At 74.9% G+C, this 14,391-nt stretch carries 14 protein-coding genes and 2 pseudogenes; 5 read left to right on the top strand and 11 right to left on the bottom strand.

Features of this window, described 5'->3' with window-relative positions; translation table 11 throughout:
- Window positions 1–1,208 (bottom strand): annotated as a pseudogene (locus tag ABD317_RS24140) (FtsX-like permease family protein); the annotation flags it as partial.
- On the opposite strand from ABD317_RS24140, the pseudogene ABD317_RS24135 reads away from it, so the two are divergent.
- A pseudogene (locus ABD317_RS24135) lies at window positions 1,198–1,567 on the top strand (hypothetical protein). The pseudogenes ABD317_RS24140 and ABD317_RS24135 sit on opposite strands and share 11 nt — an antisense overlap.
- Window positions 1,568–1,726: 159 nt before the next feature.
- Here ABD317_RS24135 and ABD317_RS24130 read toward each other — a convergent pair.
- The 3 genes from ABD317_RS24130 to ABD317_RS24120 are packed head-to-tail and all read right to left on the bottom strand — an operon-like array spanning window position 1,727 to window position 3,604.
- Window positions 1,727–2,503, bottom strand: a complete 777-nt coding sequence (locus ABD317_RS24130) for a DUF3710 domain-containing protein (protein WP_027752587.1) — start codon at window positions 2,501–2,503, stop codon at window positions 1,727–1,729.
- 1 nt (window position 2,504) lies between these two features.
- On the bottom strand, window positions 2,505–3,026 hold the full coding sequence (gene dut / locus ABD317_RS24125; protein WP_027752588.1) for a dUTP diphosphatase: 522 nt from the start codon (window positions 3,024–3,026) through the stop codon (window positions 2,505–2,507).
- Complete coding sequence (locus tag ABD317_RS24120; protein ID WP_344292009.1) at window positions 3,023–3,604, bottom strand: PaaI family thioesterase; 582 nt, start codon at window positions 3,602–3,604, stop codon at window positions 3,023–3,025. Before ABD317_RS24120 ends, dut begins: the two co-directional genes overlap by 4 nt.
- A gap of 86 nt (window positions 3,605–3,690) precedes the next feature.
- On the opposite strand from ABD317_RS24120, the gene ABD317_RS24115 reads away from it, so the two are divergent.
- Entirely contained in the window at window positions 3,691–4,143 is a 453-nt protein-coding gene (locus ABD317_RS24115; protein ID WP_027752590.1) for a DUF3093 family protein, read from the top strand.
- Window positions 4,144–4,203: 60 nt separating this feature from the next.
- Here the strand turns inward: ABD317_RS24115 and ABD317_RS24110 are convergent, their stop codons facing one another.
- From ABD317_RS24110 to ABD317_RS24095, 4 genes are all read right to left on the bottom strand, one after another.
- The gene (locus ABD317_RS24110; protein ID WP_344292008.1) at window positions 4,204–4,986 is read right to left on the bottom strand and encodes a hypothetical protein; all 783 of its coding nucleotides are present in this window, start codon (window positions 4,984–4,986) and stop codon (window positions 4,204–4,206) included.
- Window positions 4,987–4,994: 8 nt separating this feature from the next.
- Window positions 4,995–5,294, bottom strand: coding sequence for a DUF4193 family protein (locus ABD317_RS24105; RefSeq protein WP_027752591.1), 300 nt, complete (start codon window positions 5,292–5,294; stop codon window positions 4,995–4,997).
- 316 nt (window positions 5,295–5,610) lie between these two features.
- Complete coding sequence (locus ABD317_RS24100) at window positions 5,611–6,879, bottom strand: sensor histidine kinase (protein ID WP_344292007.1); 1,269 nt, start codon at window positions 6,877–6,879, stop codon at window positions 5,611–5,613.
- 36 nt (window positions 6,880–6,915) lie between these two features.
- Window positions 6,916–7,569, bottom strand: a complete 654-nt coding sequence (locus tag ABD317_RS24095; RefSeq protein ID WP_027752593.1) for a response regulator — start codon at window positions 7,567–7,569, stop codon at window positions 6,916–6,918.
- A 290-nt stretch (window positions 7,570–7,859) separates the two neighbouring features.
- Between ABD317_RS24095 and ABD317_RS24090 the strand changes: the two genes are divergently transcribed.
- Window positions 7,860–8,036 (top strand): hypothetical protein, encoded by a 177-nt coding sequence (locus tag ABD317_RS24090; protein WP_344292006.1) that lies wholly within the window; start codon window positions 7,860–7,862, stop codon window positions 8,034–8,036.
- Window positions 8,037–8,142: 106 nt separating this feature from the next.
- On the opposite strand, the gene ABD317_RS24085 is transcribed toward ABD317_RS24090, so the two are convergent.
- Window positions 8,143–8,934 carry an inositol monophosphatase family protein gene (locus ABD317_RS24085; protein ID WP_344292010.1) on the bottom strand — a complete coding sequence of 264 codons (792 nt, stop codon included), beginning with the start codon at window positions 8,932–8,934 and terminating at the stop codon, window positions 8,143–8,145.
- Between the two features lie 136 nt (window positions 8,935–9,070).
- Window positions 9,071–10,186: a ferrochelatase gene (locus ABD317_RS24080; protein ID WP_344292005.1), complete on the bottom strand. Its 1,116-nt coding sequence runs from the start codon at window positions 10,184–10,186 to the stop codon at window positions 9,071–9,073.
- 148 nt (window positions 10,187–10,334) lie between these two features.
- Here ABD317_RS24080 and ABD317_RS24075 point away from each other — a divergent pair, with 148 nt between their 5' ends.
- A complete protein-coding gene (locus tag ABD317_RS24075; protein ID WP_344292004.1) occupies window positions 10,335–11,666 on the top strand; it encodes a D-arabinono-1,4-lactone oxidase in 1,332 nt (443 codons plus the stop codon).
- Window positions 11,667–11,731: 65 nt separating this feature from the next.
- Here the strand turns inward: ABD317_RS24075 and ABD317_RS24070 are convergent, their stop codons facing one another.
- On the bottom strand, window positions 11,732–12,856 hold the full coding sequence (locus tag ABD317_RS24070) for a hypothetical protein (RefSeq protein ID WP_344292003.1): 1,125 nt from the start codon (window positions 12,854–12,856) through the stop codon (window positions 11,732–11,734).
- A 411-nt stretch (window positions 12,857–13,267) separates the two neighbouring features.
- On the opposite strand from ABD317_RS24070, the gene sepH reads away from it, so the two are divergent.
- Complete coding sequence (gene sepH, locus ABD317_RS24065) at window positions 13,268–14,365, top strand: septation protein SepH (protein ID WP_344292002.1); 1,098 nt, start codon at window positions 13,268–13,270, stop codon at window positions 14,363–14,365.
- The last annotated feature ends 26 nt before the right edge of the window (window positions 14,366–14,391 follow it).

The following is a 14,391-nucleotide window of genomic DNA, read 5'->3' as shown; positions in this document are numbered from 1 at the left end:
CACAGAACGCCATGGCTACGACCCGCCTTGGCGGGCAGCGCCACCGCCGCCCACTGCGCCGCGGCCCCGCCGACGAGCCGCACGGGCCCGGCGCCACGGCTGCCCAGCAGCACGTGCTCGACGGCGCGGTGCTGGGCCAGCTGCCGGGCGGTGAGCAGCAGCGCGCCCAGGGCCAGCGAGGCGAGCAGGGCCACCGGCAGGTACGCACCGGCGCGGGCGACGGCGACGGGCACGTCCAACTGCCGCAGCACGTACGGCAGGTCGGTGTCGGCCTCGACGCCGGCGAGAACCCCGGCACCCGCCGGGGCACCGCGGCCGAAGACGACGCGGCCGGCGTCCCGGGCGGCGAGCGCGGCGGCGCGCTCGCGCAGCCGGCCGACCTGGCCGAGCCGGAGCCGCCGGGCGTCGGGCACGGCGAGCCACACGGCGGCGGCGTCGCGGACGAGGACGGGGTGCTCGGCGAAGGCGCGGCGGGCCACGAGGCCGACGCTGTCGGGTGTGCCGAAGGTGCCGGTGAGGTCCTGCCAGAGGGGGGTGTCGGGGTCGCGCGGGGAGTAGAGCCCGCTGACGCGCAGCCCAAGAGGCTCGGCCCCGCCGTCCGCACCCCCGTCACCCGAGCCGGCGCCGGAGCCGGAGCCGTCGCCGCCGTCGTCCCCGCCGACGGCGAAGTCGTCGCCCGTCGTCAGCCCCAGCCGCGCCGCGTACCCCTCGTCGAGGGCCACCTCCACCGGCCCTCCGCTCCCGTGCCCGGCCCGCGGCCACGCCCCCTCCGTCAGCCGCGCCTGCCGGCCGGCGTCCTGGGCCCACAGCAGCGACAGCCCCACGGCACCCCGCCCGCCGACGCCGCTCCCCGCGACGGGCAGCTGCGTCTCCCGCGCCGCCGGCGCCCGCACCAGGCGCGTCGTACGGTGCGGCACCTCCCCGTACGTACGCGCCAGCGCACCCCGCACCGGCCCGTCCGCCCGCGCCACGCCCTCCGGGTCGTACGCCCCGCTGATCCGCACCGCCGCGTCCGGGTCCGCGGCGAGCCGCTCCCGTGCCCCAGCCTCCGCGGCCTGCTCGGCAACGGCGACGAGCGCGGCGAGCACGGTGACGGCGAGCAGGAGGGCGAGCGCGGCGGCAGCGAGCACGAGTCCGTGGTGTGCGCTCTGCCGCAGCAGCGGCGGCAGCCTGCGCCCCGGCGGCCCGCCCGCGACGGTGGCGGTCAACGGTCCCCCTGTCCCGGTTGCGGGGAAGTCCTCGGTCGGCTATGAGGTCTCGGCGCAGCTGCGGGCCGTGGACGTCGGCCACGCTCTGATCGAGGGCGACGTGCTGGACCACATCCGAGCGGGCCCTGGGTAAGGACGCGCGCTTCGTGCGGGTGCTGCTGACCGCCTCCGACGCCGCCGCCCGGGGCCGCCTGGCCGGTCGCGAACTCGGCTCGGAGCTGGAGCAGCAGGTGCGACGCGGCGCGTTCATGGCCCGGCACCTGGAGGAGCGGGTGCCGGAGGGGACCGTTCGGGTGGCCACGGACGGGCGGGCGGTGGCGGACGTCGCCCGGGACGTGGTGGCCGCCGCCGGCTGGTAGCCGTCCCGGCGGAGGCCGACGGGGCGGGGTGCCCCGGGCCCTCCAACCGGCCGGCGCGGCCCCTGACGGCTCTCAGGGGCCGCGCCGCGCACTGACCGGGCGTGCCCGAGGACCGGGACCGGCCCGGCGCCCCGGCACCTCAACGGGCGCTCAGGCGCCTCAGCGCACCTCGGTGATCTCCGGGCCGCGCGCCAGCGAGTCGATGCCGCCCGCGAAGCGCGAGCCCTCGCTCGCCTCGTCCTGCTGTACGCCGTCCGGCACCATCTGGGCGTCCGTGGGCAGCTGCAGCACGATCGGGTCGCGCGGTGCCATCGGGCCGTCGCCGCGGACGATCACGGTCTCGCGGAAGATCTTCTCCAGCACTCCGGCCGCCTGCGGCTGCACCGCGGCCTGGCCGGAGATCACCCCGCGCAGGAACCACCGCGGCCCGTCGCAGCCGACGAACCGCACCACCTGCACGCCGCTCTTCCCGTCCGGCAGCTTCACCGGCACCTGGGCGCGCAGCTCCCAGCCGAGGGTGCCCTCCTGCTCGTCGATGATGCCGCCCTGCTTGGTGATGCCGCTGGCGATCTCGGCGCGGACCTCGCCCCAGATGCCCTCGTTCTTGGGGGCGGCGAAGCCCTGCAGCTGGATCGCGCTGTCCCGCAGCACCACGGTCGCGGCGACGATCGACTCGCCGGCGACCTCGACGCGCAGCTCCATGCCCTCGACCCCGGGGACGATCAGCCCGCCGAGGTCCACCCGGCCGCGGGTGGCATCCTCGACCTCGCTGATGTCCCACGGCCCGTCGGGCCGGGGGGCGGGCGGCAGCGCGTATCTGCTGTCCTCCGCGTCCTCCGGCTGCTCGTCCGCCGACTCCTCGGCGTCCTCGGCGGTCACGCCGTCGGCGAGTTTGTCGACGGGCTCCTCCTGCCCCTTGCGACGACGTCCGAACACGTCACTGTCCTTCCCGGTCGGCAATGACCGAAGCGTATCCATGAACGGTTTCCCGGTCCCCGAGGGATGCGTGCCCTCCGGTGGACCCGTGGCCCCCCTCGCCTCTGGCGGAGCCGGGGAGTTCGGCCACCTCGTGGAAGCGTGCCTTTTCCACCTGCTGGATCACCAGCTGGGCGATCCGGTCGAAACGCTCGAACCGCACCGGGCGGCGCGGGTCGAGGTTGACCACGTTCACCTTGATCTCCCCACGGTACCCGGCATCCACCGTCCCGGGGGCGTTCACGAGCGTCACGCCGCAGCGGGCGGCGAGCCCGGAGCGGGGGTGCACGAAGGCCGCGTAGCCGTCGGGCAGCGCGAGGGCGATGCCCGTGGGCAGGACGACGCGCTCGCCGGGGGGCAGCTCCGCGGGCCGGGTGGTGACGAGGTCGACGCCGGCGTCGCCCGGGTGCGCGTACGTCGGCAGCGGTACCTCGGGGTCGACGCGGCGGATCAGCACGTCCACCGGCTCGCGCCCCGCGGTCACGGGTTCACCTCGAAGGCGCGGGCCCGGCGGACCTGGTCGGGGTCGGCCATCGCGGCCTGGATCTCGCGGTCCCGGCCGTGCCGGACGAAGTGGTCCACCTTGACCTCCACGAAGAGCGCGTCGGCGCGCACGGCCACCGGTCCCTCCGGGGCGCCGAGGCGGCCGGCGGCGGTGGAGTAGATCTTGCGGCCGGCGACGGCGAGGACGCGGGCGTCCAGGTGGAGGGTGGTGTCCACCGGGACCGGGCGCAGGAAGTCGGTCTCCAGCCGGCCGGTCACCGTGATGGTGCGCAGCAGCCAGCTCAGCGCGCCCAGGGTCTCGTCGAGCGCGGAGGTGAGCACTCCGCCGTGGGCGAGGCCGGGGGCGCCCTGGTGGGCCGCCTTGACCGTGAACTCGGCGGTCACGCTCACGCCCTCGCCCGCCCGCGCGGCCAGGTGCAGCCCGTGCGGCTGGTCGCCGCCGCAGCCGAAGCACTGGTCGTAGTGGGGGCCGAGGAGCTGCCCGGGTGCCGGGGCGTCCGGGTGCCGCACGGGTTCCGCGGCGCCGGGCGGCGGGGTCAGCTTGTCACTTGCAATCACGCGGCCAGAGCCTACCTGCGCGGGAGCCCGCGGCCGAGCCGCGGGTGGAGCGGGCCGCGGGGGGCAGCCGTGGGAGGGTGGGGTGCATGGAGACGACGCAGACCTACGACGAGCGGCTCAGCGCGCCGCGCTCCTGGTGGGGTCTGGCGCTGGGTGCGGGGGTGTGCCTGGCGCTGGCGCTGACGCCGTTCGGGACGCTGCCGCTGCTGGCCGGGCTGGCCGGCGGGACGGCGCTGGCGGCGGTCGCGGTCAGCTCGTACGGCTCGGCGCGGATCCGCGTCATCGCCGGCCAGCTGGTCACCGACGACGCCCGGGTGCCGCTCACGGCGCTGGGCGCGGCGGAGGTGCTCGACGCGGAGGAGGCGCGGGCCTGGCGTACGTACAAGGCGGACACGCGCGCGTACATGCTGCTGCGGGGGTACATCCCGACGGCGGTGCGGGTGGAGGTCACGGATCCGGAGGATCCGACGCCGTATCTCTACCTGTCCACGCGGGAGCCGGAGCGGCTGGTGGCGGTGCTCCGGTCGGCGGCGGGCTGATTGCAGCGGCGAAGCGGCCCCGTGCCGGGCGGGAGGGGGAGCCTCAGCGGGGTACGGGCCTCAGCGCTCGCCGGGCGGCGGCGCGGCCGGGCCCGGCGACGTCTCCCCGGGGGTCGCGAGCTCGCCGGGTGCCGACGGCTTCCCGAGTGCCGGCGGCGCCTCGTCCGCGGGCGGAAGCGCGTCCCACGCCACCTGGCGGGCGCGCAGGTCGTCGCGGATTCGCGCGGCCAGCTTGCCGGTGTCCCTGCGGTTCATCAGCGCACCGGCGGCGGCGCCCATGAGGAACGGGGTGAGGCTGGGCAGGTTCCGCACGGTGCGCCTGAGGACCTGCTGGCGCAGCCGGCGGCGCATGGGGCCGCCGAGCACGGCGTCGAAGCTGACGCTGCCGGCGAGCACAGCGGTGTCGATGCCGCGCTCGTCGGTCCAGGCGCCGAGGTACGCCATGGCCCGCTGCCGCGCCGGGCCGGCCGCCCGCACCCCGTACACCTCGTGCAGCTCGGCGATCAGCTTCAGCTCTATCGAGGCCACCCCGACGATCTCGGCCGCCAGCTCGGCGGGCATGGCTGGCGGCGCGGGCATCATCGCCGCCGCTCCGATGCCCGCGCCGACCGTGGCGCTTCCCTTCACGGCTCCGGCGACCAGCCGGTCGGCGATCTCCTCCGGGCCGAGCCCGGGGAACTGCCGGCGCAGCGTCTCCAGGTCGCGGACCGGGACGCGCGGCGCGGTCTGGACGATGGCGTCCGCCACCCGCTCCAGCGCCGCCCGGACGCGCCGGTCGGGGCGCGTCCGCCGCAGGATCCCGGTCTTCGGCCCGGCGGGACCGGAGCCGGCCGTGGGGGCCACGGCCGGCCTCAGGCCGCGCAGTCGCGGCAGATCGGCTGGCCGTTCTTCTCGGCGGCCAGCTGGCTGCGGTGGTGCACGAGGAAGCAGCTCATGCAGGTGAACTCGTCCTCCTGCTTGGGCAGCACCCGGACGGCCAGCTCCTCGTTGGAGAGGTCCGCACCGGGCAGCTCCAGGCCCTCGTTGGCCTCGAACTCGTCGACGTCGACGGCGGCGGCCGACTTGTCGCTGCGCCGCGCCTTCAGCTCCTCGATGCTGTCTTCGTTGACGTCGTCGTCTGTCTTGCGTGGGGTGTCGTAGTCAGTTGCCATTCTCGCTCTCCCCCTCCGGGTGGTCAGTGAGTCTCCAGCGCTCGTAACGCATGAGAGGCCGGTCTTGTGCCCGACCCGAAGCGGAGATTTTGCCTCACATCAAGGTCTGTTACTCAATCGACACCCGGCCGCACCCCGCAGGGGTGATCGCGGCCGGACGGCGAAAGGGACCATACGCGGTCCCGGGCGCTTCTCGTGCACGCCACCCCGTGTACTTCCCGTCACCGCATCCTGCGGAAACGCGGATCTTACGGGCATTTACCGGAATGCGTCGATGACGCAGCGCACACGGCCGGGATGGGCGGAATGTGACCTATCACACAGTCTGCATGGGCAGCGCGACGCGAATCACCAGACCGCCGCCCTCGCGCGGCTGTGCGGTGACCGTCCCGCCGTGCGCACGGATGACGGATCTCACAATGGACAGCCCCAGTCCTACCCCCTTGTCACTGCCCGTACGCTCCGTACGCAACCGCCGGAACGGCTCGAAAAGGTTGTCCACCTCGTACGCGGGGACGACCGGCCCGGTGTTGGAGACCGTCAGCACGGCCATGCCGGGCTGCGCCTCCGTCGCCACCTCGACCCAGCCGTCCTCGGGGACGTTGTACCGCACGGCGTTCTGCACCAGGTTCAGCCCCACCCGCTCCAGCAGCACGCCGTTGCCCTGCACGTACGCGGGCTTGCGCACCCCCCGCAGCTCGACGCCGCGGGACTGCGCCTCGCCGCGGACCTGGTCCATCGCCTGGGAGGCCACCTCAGCGAGGTCGACGGGCTTCCTGTCGACGATCTCGTTCTCGCTGCGGGCGAGCAGCAGCAGCCCCTCCACCAGCAGCTCGCTGCGCTCGTTGGTGGCCAGCAGGGTCTTGCCGAGCTGCTGCAGCTCCGGCGAGGCGTCCGGGTCGGAGAGCTGGACCTCCAGCAGCGTGCGGTTGATCGCCAGCGGGGTGCGCAGCTCGTGCGAGGCGTTGGCGACGAAGCGCTGCTGGGCGTTGAAGGCCCGGTCGAGGCGGTCGAGCATGTCGTCGAAGGTGTCGGCCAGCTCCTTCAGCTCGTCGTCCGGGCCGTCCAGCTCGATGCGCTTGTGCAGGTCGGAGCCGGCCACACTGCGGGCGGTGCGGGTGATGCGGCCCAGCGGCGAGAGCACCCGGCCGGCGACGACGTAGCCGAAGGCGAACGCGAGCACCGTCATCCCCAGCAGCGCGAGCAGCGACTTGCGCAGCAGGGAGTCCAGGGCGAGCTGCCGGCGGCGCTCGATGCAGGCTTCGAGGATGTCGTTGAACTGGCTGTACGTCTCCGCGCCCGAGACGTCGGGGCACGTGTCGCTGGCCACCTTCACCGTGCCGCTGCTCTCCAGCAGCTGGAACGGGGTGGCGAAGCTGTCCAGGGCCGTGGCGGCCAGCAGGTAGATGATGGCCAGCAGCACCATGCCGGCCATCAGGAACATGCCGCCGTAGATCAGCGTGAGCCGGATCCGGATGGTCGGGCGCAGCCAGTACTGCGGCGCCACCTCCCGGGGGTCCCAGGTGGGCTTGGGCGGCGTGCCGGCGGGCAGCGCGTCCGGCGCCGGGCGTCTGTTGTCGTCCATGGGGCCATCCGTCGGGTGCGTGGGGCGTCGGGAGCGTCAGATGCGGTAGCCCGAGCCGGGGACCGTGATGATCACGGGGGGCTCGCCGAGCTTGCGGCGCAGCGTCATGACGGTGACGCGGACGACGTTGGTGAACGGGTCGGTGTTCTCGTCCCAGGCCTTCTCCAGCAGCTGCTCGGCCGAGACCACCGCGCCCTCAGCCCGCATCAGCACCTCCAGCACCGCGAACTCCTTCGGCGCCAGCTGCACCAGCTCCCCCTCCCGGTACACCTCGCGGCGGCCCGGGTCCAGCTTGATCCCGGACCGCTCCAGCACCGGCGGCAGCGCCTGCGTGCTGCGCCTGCCGAGGGCGCGCACCCGGGCGGTGAGTTCGCTGAAGGCGAACGGCTTGGGCAGGTAGTCGTCCGCGCCCAGCTCCAGCCCCTCGACGCGGTCCCTGACGTCGCCGGCCGCGGTCAGCATCAGCACCCGGGTGGGCAGGCCCAGCTCGACGACCCTGCTGCACACGTCGTCGCCGTGGACGAGGGGCAGGTCGCGGTCGAGCACCACGACGTCGTAGTCGTTCAGCTCGATGCGGTCGATGGCCGCCGCGCCGTCGTAGACGACGTCCACGGCCATCGCCTCCCGGCGCAGGCCAGTGGCCACCGCGTCGGCGAGCAGCTGCTCGTCCTCGACGACGAGTACGCGCACGGCGGGGTCCTCTCTCGTAGCTCCCGGGGGGCGAATCAGCCCTGGTGAACAGCTCCATCCTGCCTGCAATGGGCGTAAACCGGTGGTAAGCAGCCGGGCACCCAAAGATTCTCCGGATCCGATGTTTCCATCCCCAATGCTGCGGGGAGGACGATTCCACACCCGCCGATCACGTTTCCCAGCCTCCTTTCCCGGCATGGCACACAGGCTGTAGCCGGAGGGACGTTCTCCGTGATCAGACCCGTCGGCACACCCCCAGTGCCTCGACCCGCGACGAGGGGGCGTACACAATGGACGCATTCACCGCTGGCATTCTGCAGCGCATCAAGAAGGCCGAGTCCGAGCGGGACCGCGCCCGTGAGGAAGGTGACGAGTTCGGCGTCGAGGTCGAGCAGGAGGAGCTGGACGACCTGCGCCGGCTCGCCGCCGATCACGGTGTCGAGGTCGGAGCCCGCTCCGGAGTCTGACCCGCCCGCACCGACCGCCGCCCGACGACCCAGCCGCCCCGGCACCGCGACGGTGCCGGGGCGCACGTGTGCGGACCCGTCCGGGGACGGGGAACGGGGCGGGGCTTCAGTCGTGCCAGGCGCCCAGCTCGTCCAGCAGCGCCTGCAGCGGCTCGAAGAGCCCCGGCGCCGCGGCGACGGTCAGCTCCCCGTCCGGCCGCCGGCCCGGCCGGGAGCCGGTCAGCGCGCCGCCCTCGCGGGCGATGAGGTCGCCCGCGGCCAGGTCCCACGGGTTCAGGCCGCGCTCGAAGTAGCCGTCGAGCCGGCCGCAGGCCAGGTCGCACAGGTCGATCGCCGCGGAGCCGCCGCGGCGGATGTCGCGGACCTGCGGGATGAGCCGGCGGGCCACCTCGGCCTGGTGCGCGCGCACCTTGTGGACGTAGTTGAAGCCGGTGGAGACCAGCGCCCGGTCCATCGGCGGGGCCGGCCGGCAGCGCACCGGCTCGCCGTCCAGGAAGGCGCCGCCGCCGCGCACGGCGTGGTACGTCTCGCCCCGCATCGGCGCCGCCACGACGCCGACGACGGTCTCGCCCGCGTACTCCGCGGCGATGCTGACGGACCAGTCGGGGCGCCCGTAGAGGTAGTTCACGGTGCCGTCGATGGGGTCGACGACCCAGCGCACGCCGCTGGTGCCGGCCGTGCTCGCGCCCTCCTCCCCCAGGATCCCGTCGGCCGGCCGCCGCTCGGCGAGGAAGCCGGTGATCAGCTTCTCGGCGGCGAGGTCCATCTCGGTGACCACGTCGATGGCGCTGGACTTCGTCGCGGCCACGCCGAGGTCGGCGGGCCGGCGGTCGCGCAGCAGCTCGCCCGCGCGGCGCGCGGCCTCCAGGCCCAGGGCGAGCAGCTCGTCGTGGAGCACGGCGGAGGATTCGGCGGGGGACTCGGCGGCGGACTCGGGGCGGGGCTCGTCGGTCACGGTGCTCCTCGGTGCGCGTCTCGCGGGGGACGGGGGCGTACGGCGGCGGTACGGCGGCGCGGGGCCGCGGGGCCGCGGTTCAGTCCGCGCCCGCCGCCGCGGGCCGGGGCGTACGGGCCGGGCAGCAGCCCGCCGGGCAGACGTCGTGGCTCGGGCCCAGCCGCCCCATCGCCGGGCGCTCGACCGGCTCCCCGCGCTCGGCCGCAGCCCGCTCCAGTACCAGCTTCCGCAGCGTCGCGACGAACCGCGGCGCCGCCCCGACGGTCGCCGACCGCACCGCGGGCAGGCCCAGCTCGGCCGCCTTCGCCGCCGCCTCGGTGTCGAGGTCGTACAGGACCTCCATGTGGTCCGAGACGAAGCCGACCGGCACCATCACCACCGCGGGCGCGCCGGCGGCGTGCAGCTCTTCCAGGTGGTCGCAGATGTCCGGCTCCAGCCAGGGGATGTGCGGCGCGCCGCTGCGCGACTGGTAGACGAGCCGCCAGGGCCGCTCCACGCCCGTGAGCACCCGCACGATGTCCGCGATCAGCCCGGCGGCGTCCAGGTGCTGCGCGACGTAGGCGCCGCCGTCGCCGTGGGCCTCGGGGGGGCCGGAGGTGTCGGCCGCGACGGTGGGGATGGAGTGCGTGGTGAACGCCAGGTGGGCGCCGTCGCGTACGTCCTCGGGCAGCCGCTCCAGCGCGGCCTCCACGCCCGCGACCATCTCGCGGACGAAGCCGGGGGCGTTGTAGTAGTGCCGCAGCTTGTCGACGCGCGGCGGCTCCAGGCCCTCCGCGCTGAGTACGGCCAGCGACTCGGCCAGGTTCTCGCGGTACTGCCGGCAGCCCGAGTACGAGGCGTAGGCGCTGGTGACCAGCGCGAGCACCCGCCGGTGCCCGGCCTGCGTGATCTCCCGCAGGGCGTCGGTGAGGTACGGGGCCCAGTTGCGGTTCCCCCAGTAGACCGGGAGGTCGACGCCGGTCTCCGCGAAGTCCTTGCGCAGGGCGTCGAGCAGCGCGCTGTTCTGGGCGTTGATGGGGCTCACGCCGCCGAAGAGGAAGTAGTGCTCCCCCACCTCCTCCAGCCGCTCGCGCGGGATGCCGCGGCCCCGGGTGACGTTCTCCAGGAACGGGATGACATCGTCCGGGCCTTCGGGCCCGCCGAAGGACAGCAGCAGCAGGGCGTCGTACGGCTGGGGGGACGGCACGTCTGGCATGCCTTCGATCCTGCCATGCGCGGACCGCCCGCCCGAGCCGGGCACCCGCCCCGGGCGGGTCCGTACGCGTGAGTATCATCCTTCTGCAACCGGGGGCGGCAGGCGGGACGAAGGGCCGACGACGGCCGGTTCAGCGGATGGACGGCGGATGCAGCAGGTGATGAGCAGGAGGGCCCCGGGGGCCTGGCGCAACTGGGCGGGCACCGTCGCGGCGCGCCCCGTGCGCACCGCCAGCCCCGCGACCACCGCCGAGACCGCCGCCGCCGTACGCGCCGCCGCCGAGGACGGTCTGCAGGTCAAGGCCGTCGGTACGGGCCACTCCTTCACCGCCGCCGCGGCCACCGGCGGGCTCATGATCCGCCCGGAGCGGCTGGTCGGCGTCCACGAGATCGACCGGGAGGCCGGCACCGTCACCGTCGCCGCGGGCACTCCGCTGCACCAGCTCAACCAGACCCTCGCCGCCGCCGGCCTGTCGCTGACCAACATGGGCGACATCATGGCGCAGACCGTCTCCGGCGCCACCGCGACCGGCACCCACGGCACCGGCCGCTCCTCCGCCTCGCTGGCCGCCCAGATCACCGCGCTGGAGCTGGTCACCGCCGACGGCCGGGCGCGTACGTACACGGCGGCCGACACGGGCGCGGACGCGGCAGTCTTCGCCGCGGCCCGGCTGGGCCTGGGCGCGCTGGGCGTCGTGACGTCGCTGACGTTCGCGGTGGAGCCGGTCTTCCTGCTGACCGCGCAGGAGGAGCCGATGCCGCTCACCGACGTCCTCGCGTCGTTCGACGAGCTGGCGGAGGGCAACGAGCACTTCGAGTTCTACTGGTTCCCGCACACCGGCCGCTGCAACACCAAGCGCAACAACCGCAGCGTGGGCCCCGCGGAGCCGCTCGGCCGGATCGGCGGCTGGATCGACGACGAGCTGCTGTCCAACGGCGTGTTCGGGGCGGCGTGTGCGGTGGGGCGGGCGGTGCCCGCGACGATCCCGGGCATCGCGGCGGTCTCCAGCCGGGCGCTGTCGGCGCGTACGTACACGGACATCCCGTACAAGGTCTTCACCAGCCCCCGGCGGGTGCGGTTCGTGGAGATGGAGTACGCGGTGCCGCGCGCGGCGGCGGTGTCCGCGCTCCGGGAGCTGAAGGCGATGGTCGACCGGTCGGGGCTGCGGATCAGCTTCCCGGTGGAGGTACGGGTCGCGCCCGCGGACGACATCCCGCTGTCGACGGCGTCGGGGCGGGACACGGCGTACATCGCGGTGCACCTGTACCGGGGGACGCCGCACCAGGCGTACTTCACGGCGGTGGAGCGGATCATGACGGCGCACGGGGGCCGGCCGCACTGGGGGAAGCTGCACAGCCGGGACGCGGGGTACCTGGCGGGCGTGTACCCGCGGTTCGGGGAGTTCACGGCGGTACGGGACCGGCTGGACCCCGGACGCGTGTTCGGCAACGACTACCTGCGGCGGGTGCTGGGGAGCTGAGCGCGCTCCCCCGCGACCCCGCCGTCCCGGCATCGACCCCGCAGTCCCGGCACCGCACCGCCGCGCTACTGCGTCGCCTCCGGGGCCGCCTCCCCGTCCTGCTCCGGGACCGCCGGCGACTCCCCCGTGCCCGGGCTCTCCGCACCGTCGCCGCCGGTCTCCGGCGCCGTCGGGGTGGGCGTGGGGGCCGGCGTGGTGCCGCCGCCGATGCCGGGGGCGTGGTCGCCGCCGTCGCCGGGCTGCGGCGGCGTGGGCGTGCCGCCGGGCTGCCGGGCGTCGTCGGCGTCCTCGCCTGCGGCTCCGTCCCCGGGCCGGGAGTCGGAGCCGGTGCCGGCGTCGGAGTCGGAGTCGGAGGAGCCGCCCGGCTCCCCGGTCTCCCCGGCGCCCGGCTCGGTGTCGTCGGTGGTGCCGGCGCCGCCGTCGTCGGCGGGCGGGGAATCCGACTTTCGTTCCCCGGGGCTGAAAGACGTGCCGGTGCGGTCGTCGCCCCAGGCGTTGGAGAGCGGGCCGCCGGTCAGCTTCTCGATGCCGAAGACCACGGCCATCACGGCGACGAACGTCCCGGCGGCGACGAGCCCGAGGCGCCGCCAGCCGCGGGCCCGGCCGCGGGTTCCGTGGGTGCTGGCGGCGCCGAAGACGCCGGTGGGGGCGGGTGCGTCCGGCCGGGGTGGCGCGGTGGGCAGGAGCCGGGTCGCGTCGTCGGCCGCGGGCCGTGCGGCGGGCAGCAGTTGCGTCGCGTCGTCCGCCGCCGGCCGTGCGAGGGGCAGCAGTTGCGTCGCGTCGTCGGCCGCGGGGCCGGCGTCCGGGAGCGGCTGCGTCCCGTCCCCGGCGGCCGGCGGCACGGTGCTGAGCAGCTGCGTCGCGTCGTCCGCCCGGTTGCGTACGGGCGCCGGCAGCGGCGTCGTCTGCTTGTGCAGCGCCTTCGGTCCCGCGACCGCCGCGTCCTTCAACTGCTCCCCGGTGCGCCGGAAGACGTGCTGGAAGAGCGCGCCGCCCGCCGTGGCGCCCACGCTGACCACGCCGGCGCCGATGATCGTGCCGTACACGCCCATGCTGGACGCGAGGAACGCCGCCACCATCGTGGCCGACGCACCGCCCGCGACCTGGGCGCCGCTCAGCTCGATCCGGCTCCTGCGCCGCTCCTCGCCGTCGTCCGCCGCCGTCCTGTCCGCCGTGCTCCGCATCTCCATCCCAAGATCGCTCCGATGGCCTCTCGCCCACCTGAACGACCCCGCCGACAGACCCGATAGTTCCGATTCCGGGGAATCTGTGATGCAACGCACCTCTTGATCGAACCGGGGCGCAACCGGCAGACTCAACTGCCTTGCAACGTTCGACGTTCGGTGGCGCGCCGGTCCACCCGCATGGCTCGAATGGAGTACTGTGGGCGAGCCAGTGCTCCGGTGTCCGTCCGACGGCGGCGATCACGGCCGCTGCGTTGCAAACGCATAACCGTTTCATAGCGGCGCATCGGGTTCCAAGACCCGACACGCCGGGCAACTCAGCAATGTTGTGGCAGGCTGCACCCGGGCAGGCCACACTCGACTAGCGGAAAGAGCAGCGACGCACCGAACGTCGGCAGGCACCACCGGGAGGTTCCCATGCCCGAACTGCGTGTCGTGGCGGTCAGCAACGACGGCACACGGCTGGTGCTGAAGGCTGCGGACAGTACGGAGTACACCCTTCCGATTGACGAGCGCCTGCGCGCCGCGGTGCGCAACGACCGTGCGCGGCTCGGCCAGATCGAGATCGAGGTCGAGAACCACCTGCGCCCCCGCGACATCCAGGCCCGGATACGGGCCGGGGCGTCGGCGGAGGAGGTCGCCGCGCTCGCCGGGATCCCCGTCGACCGCGTACGGCGCTTCGAGGGCCCGGTGCTGGCGGAGCGGGCGTTCATGGCCGAGCGGGCCCGCAAGACGCCCATCCGGCGGCCCGGCGAGAGCGCCGGTCCGGCGCTGGGCGAGGCGGTCGCCGAGCGGCTGCTGATGCGCGGCGCGGACAAGGACTCGACGCGGTGGGACTCCTGGCGGCGGGACGACGGCACCTGGGAGGTGCTGCTCGTCTACGTCGTCGCCGGTGAGCCGCACAACGCCGGCTGGACGTACGACCCGCCGCGGCGGCTCGTCCAGCCCGTCGACGACGAGGCGCGGGCGCTGATCGGCGAGGCCGACGCCTCGCCGGACCCGAGCCTGCCCTTCGTGCCGAAGATCGCGCGGCTGCCGCGGAGCCCGGAGCGCACGTCCGACACCGGGCGCGGCGACCGGGACAGGGACCGGGACGCCTCCGCCGAGGACCGCGGGGACTCCCTGACCAGCCTGCTGGAGGCCGTGCCGAACTTCCGGGGCGACCTGGTCGTGCCGGACCAGTCCGCGTCGGCGTCCACGGCGACCTCCGACGGCGCGGCCGGGTCCGCCGGCGCCGGGACCAAGCCGGGTCCGGTGCACGGGCCGGTCCCCGGGCCGCCGCCCGAGGAGGAGCCCGAGCCCGCGGTGGAGGAGGAGCCGCCGGCGCCCGCGGCCAGCGCGGGTTCGGCGTACGCGGACGTGCTCATGCCGCGGAGCGTCTCGGCCCACCGGGACCGGCTGACGGGGCAGACGGACCGGCAGGCAGAGGCCGACGGCGTGCGGCCGGGCCGGCGGGCCGCGGTGCCCAGCTGGGACGAGATCGTGTTCGGGAGCCGGCGCAAGAAGCCGGAGTAGCCGACCGCTCGGGCGCGGGGCGTACG

Origin of the sequence: Streptomyces synnematoformans, from assembly GCF_039531005.1 — a bacterium.
Lineage (GTDB): Bacteria > Actinomycetota > Actinomycetes > Streptomycetales > Streptomycetaceae > Streptomyces > Streptomyces synnematoformans.
This window is presented reverse-complemented; position numbering and strand designations above follow the sequence as displayed.